Source organism: Acinetobacter halotolerans (genome assembly GCF_004208515.1).
In the GTDB taxonomy this organism is placed as follows: domain Bacteria; phylum Pseudomonadota; class Gammaproteobacteria; order Pseudomonadales; family Moraxellaceae; genus Acinetobacter; species Acinetobacter halotolerans.
Genome location: NZ_SGIM01000001.1, coordinates 17,999 through 40,792 on the forward strand (window position 1 = coordinate 17,999; position 22,794 = coordinate 40,792).

Consider the following 22,794-nt stretch of genomic DNA (forward strand, 5'->3'; position numbering starts at 1 on the left):
ATTTTTGTGGATGGCTCTATGAGAAATGGCCTGTTAGCCCGTGTTGCGCAAGCCCGCAGCGATTCCTGCGATACTGACCATTAAGGCATGATCGACAGGGCTGTGTTCGGTTTGATGTTCAGTCAAATATGCACGACGACGCTTCATCAATTCGGCTTGTAATAGATGCAGCGGCAGTAGATATGGTTTACGCACCTGCATGGATTGATCCAGCACCTCATTATTACTCAACAGTTTTGATTCACCTTTCAGGCTGAGTAAGGTATCAACTGCATTTTGTAGTCGTTGACGTAATTCGACCCCCAATACTTTTAAGTCCTGATCTTGGGTGAGGTGTGATTCATAGTACAGTGCAATATCAGCATCGGATTTCGACAACACCATTTCCAACATATCAATTAAGGTTTGGAAATAAGGCCATTGCTCCAACATATCATCCAGTGTCTTTTTATGTTGTTCGTGCACTTGATTAATCGCGGTACCTGTTCCAAGCCATGCAGGTAGCATCAAGCGAATCTGTGTCCATGCAAATACCCACGGAATCGCACGTAACGATTCAATCCCACCAGTGACTTTACGTTTCGCTGGACGTGAACCCAATGGCAACATTTGCAACTCTAGTTCTGGGGTGACGGTACGTAGATAACGGACAAAATTTGGATTTTCACGCACGGTTTGGCGATAGACCTGTACTGATAAATCTGTCATTTGATTCATCAAAGCACGCCATTCCTGCTTTGGTTCAGGTGGTGGCAGCAAGGTTGCCTCAAGTGTCGCAGCGGTATAAATCTCTAAGTTTTGTAGAGCGATTCCTTCCAATCCGAATTTAAATCGAATCATTTCACCTTGTTCAGTGACTCGAATCGCCCCTGAGATTGACCCTGGTGGCTGAGAAAATAAAGCTTGTTGGGTTGGCGCACCACCACGACTGATCGAGCCGCCACGTCCATGGAATAAGGTCAGTTGTACGCCATGTTTTTTGGCAATCGCGGTCAGTTCTTCTTGCGCACGATACTGCGCCCAATTGGCTGACATAAATCCTGCATCTTTGGCAGAATCCGAATAGCCAATCATCACTTCATGTTTGCCTTGGATGTGCTGTTTGTACCAATCCATAGTGAATAAAGTATTCATGGTTTTGGCTGCGCCGTCCAAGTCCTTGAGCGTTTCAAATAATGGCACCACCCGTAAGGCTTGTTGAATGCCTGCTTCTTTTTGCAAAAGTAAAACCGCCAGCACATCGCTTGGATATTCTGCCATTGAAATGATATATGCACCTAAACTTTCACTTGGCTGTTCTGCCAAAGTACGCATGGTGGCAAAGACTTCGAGCACATCGGGGTGTTGAATCAGGCTGCCCTCAGGTTCATCTAAAAATTTAGGCAATAATGGTCGTTTGCTTTGTAATTCCTGAATTAAAAAATTCTGCCGTGCTTGTTCGGTCCAAGATTCAAAATTACCTAAGCCTAAATATTCAGTAATGGCTGAAATGGCTTGGCGATGTCGTCCTGATTCTTGACGAATATCCAGTTTGAGCAGTTCAATCCCAAAACAGTTGACCCGATAGATGAAGTCAAGCAATTGCCCGTTAGCGATTTCGGCTAGGTTGCTGTCCATCAGTGAGCGATAACACAGCAGCAAAGGTGCGAGTAGCTCCTCTGTGGTTTTGATGATGTTGCTATCGTCTGCCTCTAGACCCTGTAGGCGCTGTGTTAACCAATAACGGGTTGCTTTTAAACGTTCGCGGGTACTGCGTAAATACTCACGATACGGTTCAGGATGTTCATAACCTAAAGCTTGGCTCAATTCTGCTGAACAGCTTTGAATCGACAGTTCCCAACGCAGATTTTCAATATCACGCAGATATAAATCAGCCGCCTGCCAACGCGATAACCACAGCACTTCTTGGGTGACTTGATGGGTGACGTTCGGATTGCCATCACGGTCGCCCCCCATCCATGAGGCAAAACGGATCGGCGCAATGGTCATCGGTAATGCTTGTTCACAATGCTGTTGTGTCAATTCATTCAGTTCTCGAACAAATTTTGGTACGGCATTCCACAAGCTTTGTTCAATGGTGGCAAAGCCCCATTTTGCTTCATCTACAGGGGTTGGGCGGTGCTGGCGAATCTCGTCAGTTTGCCATGCTGAACTAACCAGTTGTTTCAGTGTGGCAACGCAGTGTTGGCGTTCTCTCGGCGTCAGCTTCTGTTGATCCAGTTGGGACAAACAATCGGTAATATCATCATATTTTTGAATCAAGGTTCGACGGCTGATCTCGGTCGGATGGGCGGTGAGGACCAATTCAATTTTTAAATCACAAATTTGTTTGAACAGTTGTTGTGGACTGATCTTTTGGGCATTAAATTTTTCAAATAAATGTGAGAGTGGGTTGGGGCTGGAGGCGTGTTCATCAAACTCAGCCTGACGGCGGCTACGTACCACGTGATATTGTTCAGCAATATTGGCAAAGTTGAGAAAATAAGAAAATGCGCGAGTCAGGGGCAAAATTTCTTCGTCTTTTAAGTTGAGGAACAGTTGCTCAAGCTGTTTTTCTGCTTCGATTTGGCCATCACGTGCATCTTTGGCGAGGGTACGAATTTGCTCAATTTGATTAAACAATTCTTGCCCAGCATGTTGCTTTAAGGTCTCACCCAGCAAATTGCCTAATAATCGGACATCTTCACGTAATGGAGCAGTGATCTGCTGAACCATTGTATTTCTCCCTCAACGATCGCTTGTTATTGTCTAAAAAATCTTGTGCGGTATATGGCGCATGTCGCAAGTAACAGTGGCATAACAACAGCGCTGCTTACTATTCGACTATAGCGTGATTGAGAGACAATCCAAGTGCAGAATGCAAAGAAATGTGAAAATTATCTAAATTTTAGCTTGATATTTAAGCAGAAAAAGTGCGATTGCTTGTTGAATGCTCTGATCGATTTCAGTGATTGTGGGTACTGCTTCTAAGCCCAATAAAACTCGATGGTGACGTGTGCCTAACATCAGTGACAAGATTAATTCTGTTTGCGCAAGCGGTTCATCTGCTTGAATGAATTTAAGTGCGATGGCTTGTTGAAAAAAATCACACCAGACATTGCACATGCGCGTATGTGAGGCATCAAAAAATTGTTGCGTTAATGGACTCTGCTCAGCGGCAAGCTCAAATAGAACCCGATCGAGTTTCAGTGCTTCTGGTAAATAAATAATACTTAAAGCACGGTGACACATTAAATACAGCGCTTGTTCAAAGTTGGTTTCAGCGGTCAGTACAAATTCTTTGGCACAAATCGATTCTTCGCAGGTTTCTTCAATTGCACAAATAAACAAGTTGGCTTTATCTTGGAAGTGGTTATATACCGTGAGTTTGGTCACACCCGCTTCTTTGGCAATTTGATTCATATTGGCTGCGTGATAGCCCGATTTTAAAAAAATAGATTTCGCAGCCTGTAAGATTTTGGCTCTTTTCTCTAAATCTTTGGGACGGCCGCTGCTGATTTGCACGTTAGGTTCTCTTTTAATTTAATTCAAAATCAAATTGCTAGATTTAATTTTTAATTAGTGTACTCATGGGTATATTAATTAAAAATTAAACAATTTATGATGGTTGCTGTCAATAGACTTTATTGTGCCTTAAAAAATCAATTTGAATAAGAGCGAAACAGAGATGAATCTGCTAAATCATGTAATTGTGGGGTTGCTTGTCCTCAGCAGTGTCACTTTATCAGCCTGCCAAAAAGAAGTTCCCAAGACGGAGGAAATTCCTTATGTCATGGTGACGCAACCAAGTCGTAATCACACCGATCAAAAAAGCTATGCAGGTGATGTGCAGGCAAAACAACAAACCGCATTGGCGTTCCGTGTTGGGGGACAGGTAACGGAGCGTTATGTCGATGTGGGGGATCGAGTCAAGGTTGGGCAAGTCTTAGCAAAACTCGATGTAAAAGATGCGCAATTACAAATGAACGCAGCTAAGGCACAATTGGAAAGTGCACAGGCAGCAGCCAAAATTGCCGCTGAAGAATATCAACGTTATCAACAACTGTTACCTGTCAATGCCGTCAGTCGCTCACAATTTGATGCTGTAAAAAATCAACATGAATCAGCGCAAGCGAACTTACAACAAGCTCGCTCGAACTACCAAGTTTCTGCCAATCAAACTGGATATAACCAGCTCATCTCTAATAAAAATGGCGTCATTACCGAGCGTCAAATTGAAACGGGACAAGTGGTCGCCGCAGGACAAGCGGCCTATCAGTTGGCGATTGATGGCGAGCGTGAGGTGGTTTTTGGTGTGCCTGAACAAGCAGTGAGTGACATCAAAGTCGGTCAAGCGGTTTGGGTAACTTTATGGTCTCAGCCAGAAGCTCGTTTTGCTGCAAAAGTTCGTGAAGTTTCACCCGCAGCAGCTCAATCACGGACATTTACTGTCAAAGTTTCACTGCTTGAAGGTCAGTCCAGTATTCAGCTTGGACAAAGCGCCCGCGTATTTTTTGTCAGTCAGGACAGCAATGTTTTGAGTGTGCCGTTGTCGAGTGTTACCGCGACAGATCAGCAAGCTTATCTATGGGTGGTCAATGCCAATCAAACCTTACGCAAAGTTCCTGTGACCTTAGGCACCTATGGTCGTGACAGTGTACCGATTTTGTCTGGTTTAAAAGCAACCGATTGGGTGGTGGTCGGGGGCGTACATTTGTTACGTGACCAGCAAAAAATTCATCCGATTGATCGTGAAAATCGTGAAGTTATCATCAAAGCGGGAGGTTAATCATGAAATTTAACCTTTCGGAATGGGCCTTAAAAAATAAAGGGATTGTGCTGTACTTTATGCTGCTATTGGGCATTATCGGTGTGATGTCTTATTCCAAACTGTCGCAAAGTGAAGACCCACCGTTTACTTTTAAAGTGATGGTGGTACAAACCTTTTGGCCAGGAGCAACCGCCAAAGAAGTCTCAACCTTAGTCACAGACCGTATAGAAAAAGAGTTGATGACCACGGGTCAATATGACCGCATCATGGCTTACTCACGTCCCGGAGAGTCCTTGGTGACTTTTGTGGCGAAGGACAGCCTACCATCGAGTCAAATTCCTGATGTTTGGTATAACGTGCGCAAGAAGGTCAATGACATTCGTTCGGAACTTCCCAGTGGTGTGCAAGGTCCTTTTTTCAATGATGAGTTCGGTGATACCTTCGGCAATATCTATGTGCTGACAGGCAAAGATTTTGATTATGCCGTCATGAAAGAATATGCCGACCGTTTGCAACTGCAATTGCAACGGGTCAAGGATGTGAGCAAGGTCAATTTGGTCGGCTTGCAAGATCAACGCATTTGGATTGAACTGTCCAATACCAAAGCCGTACAACTCGGTGTTCCTGTCACTGCGATTCAGGAAGCGATTCAAAAACAAAATGACATGGCCAGTGCGGGTTTTTTTGAAACAGGCACAGATCGTATCCAACTTCGAGTCAGTGGACATTTACACAGCGTCGAAGATTTGAAAAAAATGCCACTCTTAGTGGGTGATAAAACCATTCAATTGGGCGATGTAGCAGATGTCTACCGCGGTTTCAGCGAACCTGCTCAGCCGCGAATGCGTTTTATGGGTGAAAATGGCATTGGGATTGCGGTCTCGATGCGTAAAGGCGGCGATATTATCGCGCTAGGTAAAAACCTAGAAACCGAATTTACCCAGCTACAAAAAAGTCTACCTTTGGGCATGAAACTGCAAAAAGTGTCAGACCAACCCGTGGCAGTGCAACGCAGTATTCAAGAGTTTTTAAAAGTGTTGGCTGAAGCGGTGATTATCGTTTTATTGGTCAGTTTCTTTTCCTTGGGTTTCCGTACGGGTTTAGTGGTTGCACTGTCGATTCCTTTAGTTCTTGCGATGACTTTTGCAGGAATGTCTTTATTTGATGTTGGATTACATAAGATTTCGCTTGGTGCATTAATTCTTGCATTGGGGCTGTTGGTGGATGATGCCATTATCGCGGTTGAAATGATGGCGATTAAAATGGAGCAGGGCTACAGTCGACTCAAAGCCGCAGGCTTTGCATGGCAGAGCACGGCCTTTCCAATGCTGACTGGAACACTGATTACCGCAGCCGGTTTCTTGCCGATTGCGACCGCGCAATCAGGTACGGGCGAATACACGCGTTCCATTTTCCAAGTGGTGACCATTGCCTTGGTGGTGTCATGGATTGCAGCGGTTTTATTTGTGCCCTACTTGGGTGAAAAATTACTGCCCGATTTTAGCAAACAACAGCCAAAAGCGGCATGGTATCTACGTCTATGGGCGAGATTGCGTAAACAACCTGCACCAGTGGTACAAGCACATGCGGGACATCATGATCCATATCAGACCAAGTTTTATCAATCTTTCCGCCATGTGGTTGAAATCTGTATTACCTATCGTAAGACTGTGATCGCCATTACCGTTGGGATCTTTGTGCTGTCGGTGATGATGTTCAAACTGGTACCCCAACAGTTCTTTCCGCCGTCAAACCGTGCTGAAATTTTGGTGGATTTAAAATTGGAAGAAGGCGCCTCACTGACGGCAACAGAACAAGCTGTGCAAAAGGTGGAGCAATTTTTATCTAAACAAGATGGGATCGATAATTATGTGGCCTATGTCGGTACAGGTTCACCACGTTTTTATTTACCTTTAGACCAACAATTACCGCAAGCCAGCTTTGCTCAATTTGTGGTATTGGCTTCCTCTTTAGAGGATCGGGATGAGATTCGCCGTTCTTTAGAGACACAAATTAAAGCCTTATTGCCACAGGTACGGACTCGTGTTTCTTTACTGGAAAATGGTCCACCTGTGGGCTATCCATTGCAATACCGTATCTCGGGTGAGGATCTGGGCACGGTACGTCAATGGGCACAGCAGGTTTCTAAAGTCATTAGTGAGGATCCAAATACCACCAATGTACATTTGGATTGGGGCGAGCCAAGCAAAATCATTGCAATTGAAATCGACCAAGATCGTGCGCGGCAATTGGGCGTTTCTAGTGTTGATTTAGCTAACTTCTTGAATGCTTCGATAACGGGTACTGTCATGAATCAATATCGTGAAAAACGCGAGTTGATTGAGATCCGTTTGCGTGGTGACCAAACCGAACGTGCAGAAGTGGCTTCTTTGGCCAGTTTGTCGGTTCCAACCAGCAATGGTACGACTGTGCCATTGGCACAAATCGCGCAAATTGAATCACGTTTTGAAGAAGGTTTAATTTGGCATCGTAACCGCCTGCCAACCATTACGGTACGGGCTGATATTCGGACCCAGTTACAACCTGCAACTGTGGTTGATCACTTGGCTGATCAGATGCAGGCGATACGTGAAGAGTTGCCAAGTGGCTATCTACTCGAGGTTGGAGGAACGATAGAAGAGTCAGCACGCGGTCAAAGCTCCGTTAATGCGGGAATGCCATTATTCTTGGCAGTGGTCATGACGCTCTTGATGATTCAGTTACGCAGTATGTCTCGGGCAACCATGGTGTTACTCACCGCACCGTTGGGTTTGATCGGGGTAGTGGCTTTCCTATTGTTGTTGAATAAACCGTTTGGTTTCGTTGCGATGTTGGGAACGATTGCTTTATCTGGAATGATCATGCGAAATTCGCTGATTTTGATTGATCAAATTGAGCAAGACATACGAGCAGGGCATGTTGCATGGGATGCCATCATTGGTGCCACCATGCGTCGTTTCCGCCCAATTGTCCTCACTGCAATGGCTGCAGTACTGGCGATGATTCCATTATCTCGGAGTATTTTCTTTGGTCCAATGGCGGTTGCAATTATGGGCGGATTGATTGTTGCGACTTTCTTAACCTTATTTTTCTTACCTGCGCTGTACGCAGCGTGGTTTAAGGTCAAGAAAGAACCACATCTAACATAATTATTTTGCGAATAGAGGTGCGAAATATTGAAAATTTCAATATAGTAGCACCTATATTTAAGACCAAAAAAATAATGGAATTCCATTGCATGGCTGTTTTGGCAAAATGTGATGAATGAGGTGAGATAGCGCATGGGGCAAGGTAATATTGAGCAGCATCGCCGTTACGTGGCGATTTCTTACGTGTTCATGTTTCTTGCATTATTTACAATCGTGTTTGCCGCTTTTGCCTATGTGTTAGCGCGAAAGGTTGCAGTTGTGGATAATGCTGAGGTGTGGATACATGCGCACGCACTTTGGATCATGCGTAATGTGCTGTTATTTATTCTCATGGCCTTATTTGCAGCGCTATGGTTCATCCCATTGTTCTTTTTTGCCTGGGATAGCACACTGTGGGTCACCGCGATGACGGTAACTGGGGTGGTGTTTAGCGCAATTGCATGGTTATTTTTATTGAATGCATGGCTTAAAGGTATTGCTAAGTACTTTAAAAATAAAGCTGTTTTCTAATTTTGTATTTTTTTTATTGTATTAGACCTTGTAAAGATATCGTATAGCCCCTATTAAGGCTCTGTTGGCTTTTATAAATAAAATGTCAGCAGAGCCTATTTGTTTGTAGAAATTGAATCAATTCCGTGAGGAGCACCGCCAACCATGGCTAAACGTGATTATTATGAGGTTTTAGGCGTTTCGAAAACCGCAGGTGATGATGAGATCAAAAAAGCCTATCGTAAGTTGGCGATGAAGTATCACCCAGACCGTAATCCAGACAACGCTGAAGCTGAAGACAAATTTAAAGAAGCCTCTGAAGCTTATGAAGTGCTTTCCGATAGTGAAAAGCGCAGCATGTATGATCGTGCTGGACATAGCGCTTTCGAAGGTGGTTTCGGCGGCGGCGGTGGTGGTTTCGGCGGATTTAGCGCAGAGGATATTTTTAGCCAGTTTGGCGATATTTTTGGTGGTGCTTTTGGTGGCGGCGGTCGTCAACAACAGCATCAACGTCGTGGTTCAGACCTTCGCTATGTCATGGAACTCACCCTTGAAGAAGCGGTTAAGGGCATTAAAAAGACCATTACCTTTACTGCGCCAGCGCCATGTGATGTTTGTGATGGTAAAGGATCTAAAAACCCAAATGATGTAGAAACGTGCCGTACCTGTAACGGTGCGGGTCAAGTGCGTATGCAGCAGGGTTTCTTCTCTGTTCAACAAACCTGTAGCACTTGTCGTGGTCAAGGTAAAATCATTAAGAATCCGTGTCATGCATGTCATGGCTCAGGTGTTGCTGATCGTCAGCAAACCCTTGAAGTGACCATTCCTGCAGGAGTGGACAATGGTGATCGCGTACGCTTAACTGGTAAAGGTGAAGCCATTCGTGATGGTCAGTCAGGTGATTTGTACGTTGAAGTTGTAGTGCGTGAACACGAAATCTTCCAACGTGATGGCGCTGATCTGTATATGGATGTTCCTGTCAGTATCGCGGATGCTGCTTTGGGTAAAGAGCTTGAGATCCCAACCCTTGATGGTCGTGTCAGCCTAAAAATTCCTGAAGGTACGCAAACGGGTAAAATGTTCCGTTTACGCGGCAAAGGTGTCCGTCCAGTGCGCAGCAGTATGCAAGGTGATTTACTGTGCCGTATTGTGATTGAAACGCCTGTGAACTTAACCAGCCGTCAGCGTGAGTTGTTAAAAGAATTACAGATTTCTTTTGATGGTGAAGACAGTACTTCTTCTCCAAAGAAAAAATCATTCTTTGATCGTCTATTTGATTAATCGACATCAACAGAAAAAACCTGCTTCGGCAGGTTTTTTTGTGGGAATTTTTTAGCGGAACGATAGAGTTTTGCTATAGTAGCGACATTGTTTAAATAAAAGACTGGGAAAAATTATGTCAACTTCTCCACGCATAGGAATCTTGGGTGCAGGCGGACGCATGGGGCGTATTCTGATTCAAGCTGTGCAACAAGCAGGCTATCAACTTGCAGCCGCAGTTGAGCGTCCTGAAAGCAGCTTGGTCGGTGCGGATGCAGGTGAGCTTGCAGGTGTGGGCAGCATCGGTGTCAAGGTGGTGGGAAGTTTGAGTGAAGTTTTAAAAGACTGTGACGTAGTGATCGACTTTACCGCACCTGTGGCCACCGAACAGCATCTCAAATTATGTCGTGAAGCAGGCGTTGCGATGGTGATTGGCACTACAGGCATGTCGGATGAACAGAAGGCATTTTTAGACGAATCAGCGACACAAACTCCTGTTGTTTATGCTGCCAACTACTCTGTTGGGGTCAACGTTTCAATTAAACTATTGGAATTAGCAGCTCAAGTGTTTGGTGATACGGTCGATATCGAGATTATTGAAGCGCATCATCGTCATAAAGTCGATGCACCTTCTGGTACTGCATTTATGATGGGTGAGGCAATTGCAGATACCTTAGGGCGTAACTTAAAAGAAGTTGCGGTCTATGGTCGTGAAGGTTATACCGGTCCACGTGATCGTCAAACCATTGGCTTTGAAACCATTCGTGGTGGGGATATCGTGGGTGAGCATACGGTCATGTTTATTGGTGAAGGTGAGCGTGTTGAAGTGACGCATAAAGCCACCAATCGTATGAACTTTGCCTCTGGTGCTGTGCGTGCTGCTGCATGGGTGGTGGGACGTGAAGCACGTAAATATGATATGAAAGATGTTTTAGGTTTTAACGATATTCAAGTATAAAATCTTACTTTTTTGCACTATAAAAAGAGCTTGTTGAGCTTTGCATCCAGACCAAAGTTCAGCAAGTTCTCACCATCATTAAAACAATTGAGCATGACATGAATAAAAAACATATTGTTCTTGCTGCGCTACTGAGTGTCACCAGCGTAGTTGTAAGTGCGAAAACAGACACTGCAAAACTTAGCCTACATCGCAATGATATTAAGGTTTGGACCTATCAAACAGAAAATAATCCTGTGTTTCAGTATAAAGCTGAAACCACGTTTGATGTACCGCTAGAGCGTGCGGTGGCGGTGGTGTTGGATGTGGAGCGCGCCCCGAAATGGGTACCTTATGTCGGTAAAGCACAACTGTTGTCTCGTGACGAGAAAAAAGGTGAATTTATTCTGTATATGGTGCTGGATTTCCCCTTTCCGCTCAAAGACCGTGATGTGGTGATTAAAGGCAAAATGAGTAAAAATGCGGATGGTAGCATTAGTATTAAGAATCAAGCGATTAAGTATGATTATCCTGAACAGCCTGACATTATCCGCTTGAGCCGCTATGAGGGTGATTGGACTTTTCAGAAAGTCGCGGAAAATAGAGTCAAAGTTTCCACTAGTGGTTATGCTGATCCAGCAGGGGCGATTCCGTTGAGTTTTGTCAATATGTTTGTACAGCAACAGCCTTATCAAATGCTGATGAAAATGAAAAAAGAAGTGCATCATCCATTATATAAACAACCGAAATTACCTGATTTGCTGAAATAAAAAATGCCTGATTTAAAACATAAATCAGGCATTTTTTTAATTTAAACTTGAGGGCATTGTTGATACTGAGCGTTGTGTTTTCGTGAGAGTTTGATTTGAATAAACACCAAGATTAAACCAATGCTTGCTAATACTGCACCAATCATGGAAACCGCGGCATAGTTTAAACCGAGACTGAGTACCATCCCCCCTGCGGCCGCACCAATGGCATTGCCCAGATTAAATGCGCCAATATTAACTGAAGATGCGAGTCCTGATGCTTCATGGGCAACGGACATTACCCGCATTTGTAAGGGGGGAACAATCGCAAAGGCTGCTGCACCCCAAACCACCAAACCAATCGCAGCACCCAGCTGAGTTTGTGCGAGGATCGGGAAAATGAGCATCAGTACGATCAATAACAGCAAGAAGCCAATTAAGGTCTTATCAATCGATAAATCAGCAAATTTACCACCGAAATGATTACCCACTGAGAAACCAATCCCGATTAAGACCAGCATCATGGTAATAAAGAGTGGAGATGCTTGAGTGAACTCAACCAAGCTTGGCGCGATATAGGTATATAGGGTAAACATCGCTGAAGCCCCAAACACGGTTGTGAGCAATGCCAACACGACAGGCAGACGGGTCAGCACGCTGAGTTCCATTTTTATATTGGGTTTTTGTCCAACAGAGCCAACAGGCAGGGCTTTCCAGAGCGATAACATGGTGATAACGCCGAGTACAGAAATCGCAAGGAAAGACATTCGCCAACCGATATTTTGCCCCACCCACGTCGCAAGTGGTACACCTCCAATATTGGCAATGGTCAGTCCCATGAACATGGTTGCAACCGCACTGGCCTGTTTATGTGTTGGAACGACACTCGCGGCAACCACGGAACCAATACCGAAGAATGCACCGTGATTCAGACTGGTGATCAGGCGTGCGCCCATAAGACTCATATAGTTCGGAGCAAACGCTGCGATCAGATTACCGATGGTAAAAATTGCCATCAACAGAATAAGGGCATTACGTCGGGCAAAGCCACCGAACCACAAGGTCATAATGGGAGCACCCAGCATCACGCCCAATGCATAACCTGTGATCAGCATGCCTGCACTGGGGATGGACACGCCAAGATCGTTGGCAATATTGGGCAATAGCCCCATTGGAGAGAACTCTGTCGTACCGATTGCGAATGCACCAATCGCCAGTGCCAGTAAAGGAAGATTAATATGACGGCTCATACTATTGTTCCCATTCAAATGCAAAATTAAATGGAGAAATTGGCATCGTGTTCACCTCATCTTATTTTGCTCAACTGAGCGTATTTAGTTTATAGGTGCAATTCTGCGACGATTATTGTTGCTAAAAAATAGAGGAATTTGCAAAATATAGTTGATTAATTATCAATAATTGAGCGTTGCAATGAAATCAACAATAGAGGAATTGGTTGCTTTTATTAGTATTGTGGACACGGGTTCTTTTATTGCCGCCGCAGAAAAATTAGGGCAGACCTCATCTGGGCTGAGTCGTTCGTTAAGCCGTTTAGAAACAAAACTAGAAGTGACTTTAGTCGAGCGAACCACACGTAAATTAAAACTTACCCAAGAAGGACAACAGTTCCTTAATCATGCCCGTAAAATTCTCAATGACTTAAATGCCGCGGAAGAAGCCTTGCAAAAATCAGATCAGGCGACCTCTGGTTTGATACGGATTGATTCGGCGATGCCTTTTATCTTGCATGTGATTGCACCCTTAGTGCAGGGTTTTAGACAGCGTTATCCCAATATTGATATAGAACTAAACAGCAATGATTTGGTCATTGATCTACTTGAACATAAAGCCGATGTGGCATTCCGTTTTGGAGAACTCCATGATTCAAGTCTACATGCCAAACTGGTGTGTAAAAGCCGAGTCTATATTGTTGCCAGCCCTGAGTATCTAAAACGTAAAGGCAGACCAGATCAGCCAAAACAACTATCCGATCATGATCTCATCGGCTTTACTCGTCCTGCTTATATCAATACATGGCCGATTAAAGTGGATAATGCGTATTTCTTGGCGCGAGCTCAAATGAAGGCATCTAGCGGGGAGACCGTGCGACAATTATGCTTGCGTGGGCAGGGAATCGCACGGCTATCAGAATATGAGATATGGAAAGATCTAAAAGAAGGTCGTTTAGAAGCGCTATTTGAGGATCAAATTGAGCATTCATACCAAAGCATCCATGCGGTTTATTATCAACAAGAACATTTGCCGAAGCGTGTCCGTTTATTTATTGAGTTTTTGACTGAGCAATTAAGTCAGGGCTTTTCGGTTTGCCAATAGCCTCATTCTGAAGCTGTACATTCAAGACAGGAACTAATGCACCTTTGGCTTGAATGACTGAAACCATGATCTGCTGATTTTTTAAAGTACATTCAAGTTCAACGGTAGGCAAATATACACCCGACAAAATCAGCCCATTTTCATTGGGTTTTTTATAGGTCAATTTGAGTGTACTTTGTTGCTCATGGGTCGGGGCTTGTTCGAGTTTCCAAAACTCATAGCTCTGCTGGTTTTGCGTGGTTAAATACCCCTCTGCAAGTCTTTTACAGACCTGTTGCTGTTGATAAGCATTCTGATCGGTAAATTGGCAGCCCGTGAATAGGACGCTACATACTATAAATAAGAGTTTATTTTTCATTGCCTTATCCTCCTGTAGTTGATTTTTATAGCTTAATGGTGTTGTATAAACCAATACAGATACAGAAATTTTTAAAAAAGCAGTACAGAAAATGACTTTTCAATATCAACGCCTTGCAGAACAGCTTGCACATAAAATTTATCAGCATGAATTACAGCCACAACATAAGTTGAGTTCTTTAAGGGAATTTGCACGTCAACAAAAAGTGAGTTTAAGTACGGCACAGCAATGCTATGAACTGTTGGAAGCAAGAGGGTTGATTTATGTGAAGGCAAAATCTGGCTATTTTGTGAGTTCAAGACAATATCAAAGTCCCATTCCAGATAGCCCTCAATTTGAGTCCATGGCTCGGCAAGTTTCCAATTTGGATTTGCAGAATCAAATTCAGACTGCCTCAATTCAAAGTCATTTAACCCCATTAGGTGCGATTCAACTTTCTCCACATTTGATTCCTGTCGATGGTTTGCGCCGTTCTTTGCAACGAGCATTGAAGCATTGTCAGCCTGAAGATTTTTTGTATTGCAATAAACAGGGGCATGAGCAATTACGTCAGGCACTCTCTGACCACTGGCGTGAGGATGGGGTGTATATCGCAGCCGACGATATTTTTATTAGCAATGGTTGTTTGCCTGCGATTTCTTTGCTGATTCAACAGATGAGCAAAGAAGGCGATAGCATTATGATTCCAACGCCGACTTTTAATGGTCAGCTGCAGTTGCTTGCAGGGTTGAAACGCAAAATTATTGAAATTCCTGCGGATCATCGAGGTATTGACTTAGAGCGCTTAGAATTCTTTATGCAGCAGGGTAGTGCCAAACTATGTTTGTTGACCGCCAATTTTCAAAATCCATTGGGTTATTGTTTAAGCAATCAACAGAAACAGCGGATTGCTGAGCTGGCTGAGCAGTATCAATGTTTTATTTTGGAAGATGATATTTATGCAGAATGTAGCTATCAAAAAGAACGTCCATTACCGATTCGGCACTGGGATCGAAAAGGTTACGTGATTTTGTGTGGTTCGGTATCGAAGTCTTTATCCAGTGCCTACCGTGTCGGCTGGTTTTGCTTGGGGCAACAACTTGAGCATCTACGCCCTCAATTTTTGGCGAATAATATTGGGGTGAATACGCCTTTACAGCTTGGGTTGGCAGATTTTATTTATAGTCGTGCTTATCGCGAGCATTTAGATCAGTTGAGACCTAAGCTGATGCAGCAGGTGGAACAATATCGTGCCTGTATTCTAGAGACCTTTCAGGGTATCCCGATTGCATTAAGCCAATCCCTCGGTGGTTATGCTTTGTGGATGCAGTTGCCAACCACGATTACAGGCTTGGAGCTGTACTATTTGGCGCAAAGCAAGGGCATTAATATTGTACCTGGAGAGGTGTTTGGTGAAGATCAGCGTTATCAACATTATCTACGCTTAAATGCAGGACATGCCTTTACAGAAGAAATCCGCCAAGCGATTCAACAGTTGGCGGATTGGGTCAGACAGAGTTTGGAACCAGCTTTGAGTTAGTCAAAGTCAGCTTTGAGCACGACGCGGTAACGTGCTTGGCCTGAATGAAGTCGCTCAATGGCGTCATTGAGTTGAGACATTGGGAATAACTCAATTTGCGGTGCAATCTGTTTACGTGCTGCGAACTGTAGTAGTTGACGCAGTGCCAAAGGAGAACCTGTTGGCGAGCCAGTGACAGATTTTGCACCATCAATCAGCGAACCGACCGATACAGGTACAGGTTCCAAAGTTAGACCGAGGAAATGTAAGCAGCCATTGGGTGCAAGGGTGCTCAAATAAGCTTGCCAATTCAGCGTCACATTTACTGTGCTGAGCAATAAATCAAATTTACCACGTTGGGCCTTGATCGCTTGTGCATCACGGCTATTCACCACATGGTCTGCGCCCATGGCTTTGAGTTCTTCGGTTTTCTCAGGATTGGAACTGAATGCAGTAATTTCACAGCCCCACGCTTTGAGTAATTTAATTGCGATATGACCTAAGCCACCGATACCAATCACCCCAACATGATGCGTCGCCTGAATCTTATGCTTAAGTAAAGGATCAAAAACCGTAATCCCACCGCAAAGCAATGGTCCTGCACTCTCAGGATCTAAATCGTCAGGAAGAGGGATCACCCATTGCCAACCTGCACGGACTTTCTCGGCAAATCCACCAGCATGTCCCACGATGGTCGCCACGTTTTCGCCTGTACAGAGAACTTGATTGCCGCCAATACATGGATCACAGGCTTGGCAACTTTCAGCGGTCCAGCCAATACCTACACGTTGACCGATTTTGAGTCCTTTAGCTTCTGAGCCAAGTGCAACAATGCTGCCAATAATTTCATGCCCCGCAACAGCAGGATAGCTTGTTGAGCGCCAATCATTATTAATCACAGACAGGTCAGAATGGCACAGACCACAGTATTCCACTTTGACTTCGACTTGATGCGCTTGTAATTCACCTGCATCAAATTGGTAAGGAACCAGTTGTTCTCCTGCTTGCATTGCAGCATAAGCACGAATGAGGTTATTGCTCATAGCAACTCCTATTGAAGGAAAATTTGAAAGAAACTATTTAAAATAGCAGTCATTTTCGTGGTCATTGACCATACCTACAGCTTGCATAAAGGCATAGCAGGTGGTTGGTCCAACAAACTTAAAACCACGTTTTTTCAGTGTTTTGGAAAGTGTTTGACTGATCTCAGTTTGCGCAGGGGCTTCGCGATAATTCACGACATCATTCTCTTGCGTTTGATGGTCAACAAAATTCCATAGCCAAGTCGTGACATCATCCACTTCATCTTTGAGTTTGAGCCAAGCAATGGCATTGTCTCGGATGGCTTTGAGTTTGCCCAAATGACGAATTAAACCAGCATCGCTGAGTTTGTCTTCAAGTTGATCATCTGTCAGTGCAGCGATTTCTATAATCGAAAATTGGAAGAAATGTGAGCGATAGTTTTCACGTTTTTTCAGTACGGTAATCCATGATAAGCCGGCTTGTTGTCCTTCGAGACATAGCATCTCAAATAAGCGGGCTTCATCATGCTCAGCTTTGCCCCATTCTTCATCATGGTAAGCGATATAGAGTGGATCGTTAGAGCACCAACCACAGCGTTGAGGGGACATGAAACCACTCCTTATTTTTTATGAAATTCGTTTTTGATGGGTTTTTTTAAGAATCTTTGTGATGTCTTGTTGCGTCATTATTGGATTCTATCATCCGCCCACATGATCATGCACTTTAGTTGAAATATATTTTAGTTTTGTTCAGGTATAATCTAAAAAGTAGTCAAAGCTTCGCAAGTTTTTCAGGGTGAGATGTAGCATCCATGCCATCTCTATAATCGTTATTCACTGCTCGATTTTAATCGATTTAATTAAATTTTAAATACCAGCCATTCATCAGCATGTGTATCCCAATAATACAATTCAGCGCTGTCTAAATCCGCAAATTTAAGCCAAAAGTCTTTGCCTGTTTTATCTGCAAAGCCTGTACTAATCAATAATGCATCTTCAGTGATTTCCATGATCCAGCCTTGATAACTGGTTCCATTGATGATGATTTTTTGCTGATTTCCAGACTCTGCAAATTCAACCAGCCGTTCGATTAATACTTCTGACATTGCGTGTTCCTAACGTAAATAAGGGTATGGATTGACTGCACCACGTCCTTTGCCATTTAAATAAATGCCATAGTGCAAATGTGGGGCAGTGTGGCGTGCATTTCCCGTGTTGCCGACATAACCAATAAAGTCGCCTTTACGGACATAATCGCCAACATTGAGACCACGTTTATGCCCATTTAAATGTGCGTAATAATGCCATGAGCCTGCTGGTCCACGGATCCAAATGACTTTGCCACCTAAATTATTGTTGCGTAAATCAGCGACCAGCCCATCGGTTGCACTATACACTTTCGTACCACGCTCTGCCATGATATCAATACCCTCATGGCGACGACCTTGACTACGCGCAGCACCCCAAGTATCTCGTAATTCACTACGACTTACACCTTTGACAGGGATGGGCAAGCGACTGTCTAAACGCATTGTTTGAAGTTTGTTCAGTTGCGCATCGGGCAATGGTGTCGGTTTTTTGGGGGCGGTGCTACACGCTGAAAGAAACACCATGAATACACCAAGAACCGTATAGCGGATTGGATGATGCACATCAACTCCTTGTCATTGGACAGATCATCATTTACTTAATGTCTTCTGCCTTTGGTTTCGCAGTAATCAATTTTTTCATGGCTGTGGGAACGCCTTTGGCAATCGCAGCTGCGGGGTTTAACCAGATACCACCGAGTTCGATACTGAGTTGTTCCTTTTGATCATGTTCCACGTGGAACAGTTTTTCATGTAATAGCCAAGTAAAGTGAGTGAAACTATGGTTTATCTGTACAGATGATACTTGAGCTTGAAGTTTGAAGTGTCGCTCAATCTGTTGTAATTCGGTTGCTTGCTCAATAATGGGTAAGCAATATAAGCCACCCCATAAACCGTGGGATTCACGTTGTTGCCATAACCATTCATCACCTGATTGGATCAGCAGCACATCAGCCGTTTTTACAGGGACAGGCTTTTTGGCTTTTTTAAAAGGAAGCTGTTGTTCTAAGCCTTGTTGATAGGCTTGGCAATGTTGTTGCATTGGGCAATATAAACACAATGGTTTCTTCGGTGTACAAACGGTTGCACCCAAATCCATAATCGCTTGGGTATAGTCATGATTACGCTCGTGGGGACATAGTTGCTCTGCAATGTTCCATAAAGCACGCTCATGCACTGGCTTGGATAAATCATCTTCGATTGCAAAGAAGCGCGCTAAAACGCGTTTTACATTGCCATCCATAATCACGCCATATTGGCGTAGACCAAGTGACATCAGCGCACCTGCGGTAGATGGTCCAATACCAGGGAGTTCGATCCATTGTTCTAAGGTTTCAGGGAATTTACCTTGTTGACTGACGATCGCTGCGGCTTTGTGTAGGTTACGCGCACGGGCATAGTAGCCCAAACCAGCCCAATAGGGTGCAACGTCATCCCAACTGGCTTGACCAAGGGTTTCAACGGTCGGGAAGCGCTCAATAAAGCGATCGAAATATTGCAGAACGGTTTTGACTTGAGTCTGTTGCAGCATGATTTCTGATACCCACACTTTATAGGGATCATCCGCAACTTGCCAAGGTAAATCATGGCGACCGTGTTGATCGTACCAAGTCAGCAGTGCATCGGAAAATGAGAAATCATGCATGAATCAGAACATTAAAAAGCAGAAGGATAGTATAGCGGAAATCAGGGATTGATAGGGTGTTATCTATCTTTCAAAAATACATGATGTGATATCGATACAGTAAAATATTTTATTTGAATTATAGTTAATGTCTGCTTGAGCAAAGCGGCATGGATGCCGCCCATTGAGCTGTGGTATCAGGGAAGTACCATCAGCTCAATAGAGGGGTTTTGTTCCTTTTGACCCGTCAAAAGTAAGGCACCACCTACACGTAATCATTTCAATTTTGAGTATAAAATGGGGTAATGCTCGCATTGCGAAATCATGCTAGGTTCTGATCTCATTTGGGGATGTGTCTTCGGAGAGTTACTTTGGTTTTGTCCAAATGAGAAGCAACGCTTCGCAAGCAGCGCAAGGCAGTCCAACAGGCGGCATTCATGCCGCCTTTGCACGAGCAACTGTTATCGAGGATTTAGATATCAAGATGATGTTAACTAGGATTTAAGTTTTGAAAAATCATCTAGCCAATTATTTACCGATTATTTTAAATGTTTATCCAGCAACTCATACATCGCCTCAAGGCCTTGACGCTCTGCTTCAGCGTTATAGCCCAAGTCAACATTGTTGGCTTTGGCACGTTCATCAGCAAGTGGATTACTGAAACCATGTTTAGCATCTTCAAAGATGATCACCTCATGATCTACGTGAGCATCGTGCATTTCCTGACGGAAACTTGCTACGTCATCTAAAGTCACCATACTATCGAGTTCACCATGGAGCACTAAGATCTCAGCTTTAACTTGATCTTTCTGTGCTGGTGCTTTAGGACTTAGTACCGCATGGAAGGTTGCGACTGCTTTTACATCTGCACCCGAACGCGCTAAATCAAGCACAACCTTACCGCCATAACAGAAACCAATAGCCGCCAGTTTCTCAGCATTAACCTCAGGTTGAGCTGCTAACGTCGCTAAACCCGCTTGCGCACGACTGACAATGGTATCGGCATGTTCAAAAGTCTGATTCATCCATTCAGATGCTTGAGGAACAGCAGTTGTGACTTTTTTATCACCATACATATCGATCGCTAAAGCCGCGTAACCATGCTCAGCAAGCTCACGGGCACGTTGCTCGGTATATTCATTACGGCCCCACCATTCAGGTGCCACAATGACACCAGCCACAGGCGTATCGGTATTTGGTGTGGCAAAATAACCAATTAAACGTTGACCATCGGCTGCGGTGTATTCAATTTCACGTGTGGTAATCGGAAAGCTCATTTTAAAATCCTAATCTGTATTTTTAGAATGTTTCGATTAAAGCATAAAATCGGAAAATTGAAGACCTCACAAAAGTACAAATTTTGAGATCTTGCGTACTGAACCGAAAAATGAAGTATAAAAAAAGAAGAATACTGAGATTCTTCTTTTTATTATTCATTGCTACTTAATATCTAGACTTTACCTCTAGATAAGAAACCAACGATTGCCAAAATAACAGCAACGACAAGTAAAATAACAGCAAAATCTTTTGATAAGCCAGCGACACCACCAAAACCTAATAAACTGGCAATGAGTGCGATTACTGCAAAAATAATGGCCCAACGGAACATAATGTTTCCTCCTAATTTATCGTTATGTTTCCACTATAGCGTGTGTTTTTTGAGCTAAATGTGGTGTTTCTGTGGTTGAAATGTTGAATAGATTAAGAAATGTTAATTGGATAATTATTTGAAAACCAAGTTAATGACGGATGAATGCTATAATCAAAAGCTCGCTTAAACTGAAAGCATTGGTATGTCCATCGAACTCCGCCCAAATTTTTGGAAGCAATACACACTTGATCAGCTGACGCATGCTGAGTGGGAAGCATTGTGCGATGGTTGTGGCTTATGTTGTTTGATTAAGCTTGAAGACGAAGAAACTGCTGAGGTCGCTTATACTAAAGTGGCGTGCAAGTTATTGGATTGTAAAACAGCCAGTTGTTCTGATTATGCGCAGCGTCAACAACATGTTCCTGATTGTATCCAACTTACACTTGAGCAATTGCAGACGATTACATGGTTGCCGCCTAGTTGCGCTTATCGACGTTTAAGTGAAGGGAAAAACCTTCCTTCGTGGCACTATCTCAATACAGGTTCGCGTCAAAGTGTGATTCAGGCAAAAAAATCAGCAGCAGGACGATGTATTTCTGAAAATGACGTCGATGAAGAACAGATCGAAGATTATATTGTTCGTTGGGTGCGTTAAACTGCTTTTAAATCTAACGCGAGATGATTTCGTATAATAAATACAACACTTTTATAGTAGTTTTCCATGCCAATCTCCGTACGCTTAGAAAAGATAATAAGAGGGAGATATGGGATGATGAAGTTGTTAGCAACGCCACTTTTATGTGGAAGTTTTTTATTTTTATTCGCCTGTGGTTCAAATAATACCAATTCTAAAACGCCAGAACAGAGCGCTGCCCAGCAAAGCGCAAAAAAAGCAACTCAACAAGCTTATCGTGTAGAGACCATTGCCCAATTGAATGAGCCATGGGCCATGACCACATTACCTGATCAACGTTTGTTGATAACTGAACGAAAAGGCCAATTAAAAGTATTCGATCCTCAAAACAAACAGAGCGTGAATGTACAAGGTGTTCCAACGGTGAGTTATGGTGGTCAGGGTGGTTTAGGTGATGTTGTTTTACATCCAAATTTTCAACAAAACCATTGGATCTATTTGAGTTATGCGACCAAAGGTCAAGGTGGCTACGGTGCTGTGATTTCACGTGCCAAACTTGATTTGTCAAATCCAGCACAACCAAAACTTACAGATCTAAAAACAATATGGCAACAAGTGCCTAAAGTCTCAGGACAGGGACATTATGCTCATCGTATGCTGTTTGGTGCCGATGGTAAGCTTTGGGTCAGTTCTGGAGAGCGACAAAAATTTGATCCAGCACAAGATATGAAAAGTAATTTAGGCAAGATTTTGCGTCTAAATGATGATGGTACAGCCGCCGCAAATAACCCATTTAGCCAGCAAGGTGGGGTGACTGCGGAAATATGGTCCCTTGGGCATCGTAATCCGCTTGGTATGGCATTTGATGCAAAACAACAGCTCTGGGTGGTCGAAATGGGACCTAAAGGTGGCGATGAGCTGAACTTAATTGTCAAAGGTGAAAATTATGGTTATCCAATCGTCTCGAATGGTGATCACTATTCAGGTTTGAAGATTCCAGATCATCAGACTCGTCCAGAATTTAAAGCGCCTGAAATTGATTGGACGCCGGTTATTTCACCTTCAAGCATGATCATTTATACAGGCAAAGAATTTCCTTTATGGCAGCAAAAGGCCTTAATCGGTGGCTTATCCTCTAAAGCCATTGTGGTGGTGGATTTAAATACTCGACCTGTAAAAGAAGTTCAGCGACTGGATATGAAACAACGTATTCGAGGCTTGCAACAAGCTCAAGATGGCTCGATTTGGGTGATTGAGGATGGTCCTCAAGCCAAATTACTCAAACTCAATGCCAATTAAATTTTAACTTAA

The 22,794-nt window shown here is 43.6% G+C and carries 21 protein-coding genes; 10 read left to right on the forward strand and 11 right to left on the reverse strand.

Going from position 1 to position 22,794, the window contains the following annotated elements; genetic code table 11:
* Positions 1–33: 33 nt before the first annotated feature.
* Positions 34–2,715 (reverse strand): phosphoenolpyruvate carboxylase, encoded by a 2,682-nt coding sequence (ppc, locus tag EXE30_RS00085; RefSeq protein ID WP_130160674.1) that lies wholly within the window; start codon positions 2,713–2,715, stop codon positions 34–36.
* Between the two features lie 165 nt (positions 2,716–2,880).
* Positions 2,881–3,504 carry a TetR/AcrR family transcriptional regulator gene (locus tag EXE30_RS00090; RefSeq protein ID WP_130160675.1) on the reverse strand — a complete coding sequence of 208 codons (624 nt, stop codon included), beginning with the start codon at positions 3,502–3,504 and terminating at the stop codon, positions 2,881–2,883.
* 163 nt (positions 3,505–3,667) lie between these two features.
* Between EXE30_RS00090 and EXE30_RS00095 the strand changes: the two genes are divergently transcribed.
* The 6 genes from EXE30_RS00095 to EXE30_RS00120 all read left to right on the forward strand — a co-directional run bounded on the left by EXE30_RS00095 (position 3,668) and on the right by EXE30_RS00120 (position 11,355).
* Positions 3,668–4,768 (forward strand): efflux RND transporter periplasmic adaptor subunit, encoded by a 1,101-nt coding sequence (locus EXE30_RS00095; RefSeq protein ID WP_130160676.1) that lies wholly within the window; start codon positions 3,668–3,670, stop codon positions 4,766–4,768.
* A gap of 2 nt (positions 4,769–4,770) precedes the next feature.
* Positions 4,771–7,899, forward strand: a complete 3,129-nt coding sequence (locus EXE30_RS00100; protein WP_130160677.1) for an efflux RND transporter permease subunit — start codon at positions 4,771–4,773, stop codon at positions 7,897–7,899.
* Positions 7,900–8,031: 132 nt separating this feature from the next.
* Entirely contained in the window at positions 8,032–8,409 is a 378-nt protein-coding gene (locus EXE30_RS00105; RefSeq protein ID WP_121929104.1) for a hypothetical protein, read from the forward strand.
* A gap of 144 nt (positions 8,410–8,553) precedes the next feature.
* Entirely contained in the window at positions 8,554–9,669 is a 1,116-nt protein-coding gene (gene dnaJ / locus EXE30_RS00110) for a molecular chaperone DnaJ (RefSeq protein WP_130160678.1), read from the forward strand.
* A 115-nt stretch (positions 9,670–9,784) separates the two neighbouring features.
* Positions 9,785–10,606, forward strand: coding sequence for a 4-hydroxy-tetrahydrodipicolinate reductase (gene dapB, locus EXE30_RS00115; RefSeq protein ID WP_004673634.1), 822 nt, complete (start codon positions 9,785–9,787; stop codon positions 10,604–10,606).
* Positions 10,607–10,704: 98 nt separating this feature from the next.
* Entirely contained in the window at positions 10,705–11,355 is a 651-nt protein-coding gene (locus EXE30_RS00120) for an START domain-containing protein (RefSeq protein WP_130160679.1), read from the forward strand.
* A 41-nt stretch (positions 11,356–11,396) separates the two neighbouring features.
* Here EXE30_RS00120 and EXE30_RS00125 read toward each other — a convergent pair whose 3' ends face one another.
* Positions 11,397–12,584, reverse strand: a complete 1,188-nt coding sequence (locus tag EXE30_RS00125; RefSeq protein ID WP_130160680.1) for an MFS transporter — start codon at positions 12,582–12,584, stop codon at positions 11,397–11,399.
* Between the two features lie 181 nt (positions 12,585–12,765).
* Between EXE30_RS00125 and EXE30_RS00130 the strand changes: the two genes are divergently transcribed.
* On the forward strand, positions 12,766–13,668 hold the full coding sequence (locus tag EXE30_RS00130; protein ID WP_130160681.1) for a LysR substrate-binding domain-containing protein: 903 nt from the start codon (positions 12,766–12,768) through the stop codon (positions 13,666–13,668).
* Here the strand turns inward: EXE30_RS00130 and EXE30_RS00135 are convergent.
* Positions 13,616–14,026, reverse strand: coding sequence for a hypothetical protein (locus EXE30_RS00135; RefSeq protein WP_130160682.1), 411 nt, complete (start codon positions 14,024–14,026; stop codon positions 13,616–13,618). The genes EXE30_RS00130 and EXE30_RS00135 overlap by 53 nt on opposite strands.
* Positions 14,027–14,117: 91 nt before the next feature.
* Here EXE30_RS00135 and EXE30_RS00140 point away from each other — a divergent pair, with 91 nt between their 5' ends.
* Positions 14,118–15,545, forward strand: a complete 1,428-nt coding sequence (locus EXE30_RS00140) for an aminotransferase-like domain-containing protein (protein WP_121929099.1) — start codon at positions 14,118–14,120, stop codon at positions 15,543–15,545.
* Here EXE30_RS00140 and ahr read toward each other — a convergent pair.
* From ahr to EXE30_RS00175, 7 genes are all read right to left on the reverse strand, one after another.
* Positions 15,542–16,567 (reverse strand): NADPH-dependent aldehyde reductase Ahr, encoded by a 1,026-nt coding sequence (ahr, locus tag EXE30_RS00145; protein WP_130160683.1) that lies wholly within the window; start codon positions 16,565–16,567, stop codon positions 15,542–15,544. The two genes, EXE30_RS00140 and ahr, sit on opposite strands and share 4 nt — an antisense overlap.
* Positions 16,568–16,600: 33 nt before the next feature.
* A complete protein-coding gene (locus EXE30_RS00150; protein WP_130160684.1) occupies positions 16,601–17,155 on the reverse strand; it encodes a DNA-3-methyladenine glycosylase I in 555 nt (184 codons plus the stop codon).
* Between the two features lie 251 nt (positions 17,156–17,406).
* Positions 17,407–17,652 (reverse strand): hypothetical protein, encoded by a 246-nt coding sequence (locus EXE30_RS00155; protein ID WP_004673616.1) that lies wholly within the window; start codon positions 17,650–17,652, stop codon positions 17,407–17,409.
* 9 nt (positions 17,653–17,661) lie between these two features.
* Positions 17,662–18,159 carry a M23 family metallopeptidase gene (locus tag EXE30_RS00160; protein WP_171407386.1) on the reverse strand — a complete coding sequence of 166 codons (498 nt, stop codon included), beginning with the start codon at positions 18,157–18,159 and terminating at the stop codon, positions 17,662–17,664.
* Between the two features lie 70 nt (positions 18,160–18,229).
* Positions 18,230–19,279 (reverse strand): A/G-specific adenine glycosylase, encoded by a 1,050-nt coding sequence (mutY, locus tag EXE30_RS00165; RefSeq protein WP_130160686.1) that lies wholly within the window; start codon positions 19,277–19,279, stop codon positions 18,230–18,232.
* A 518-nt stretch (positions 19,280–19,797) separates the two neighbouring features.
* Positions 19,798–20,535 (reverse strand): dienelactone hydrolase family protein, encoded by a 738-nt coding sequence (locus EXE30_RS00170; RefSeq protein ID WP_004673609.1) that lies wholly within the window; start codon positions 20,533–20,535, stop codon positions 19,798–19,800.
* A 173-nt stretch (positions 20,536–20,708) separates the two neighbouring features.
* On the reverse strand, positions 20,709–20,867 hold the full coding sequence (locus EXE30_RS00175; RefSeq protein WP_004656956.1) for a DUF1328 domain-containing protein: 159 nt from the start codon (positions 20,865–20,867) through the stop codon (positions 20,709–20,711).
* A gap of 184 nt (positions 20,868–21,051) precedes the next feature.
* Between EXE30_RS00175 and EXE30_RS00180 the strand changes: the two genes are divergently transcribed.
* Positions 21,052–21,504, forward strand: a complete 453-nt coding sequence (locus EXE30_RS00180; RefSeq protein WP_130160687.1) for a YcgN family cysteine cluster protein — start codon at positions 21,052–21,054, stop codon at positions 21,502–21,504.
* 114 nt (positions 21,505–21,618) lie between these two features.
* On the forward strand, positions 21,619–22,782 hold the full coding sequence (locus tag EXE30_RS00185) for a PQQ-dependent sugar dehydrogenase (protein ID WP_130160688.1): 1,164 nt from the start codon (positions 21,619–21,621) through the stop codon (positions 22,780–22,782).
* The last annotated feature ends 12 nt before the right edge of the window (positions 22,783–22,794 follow it).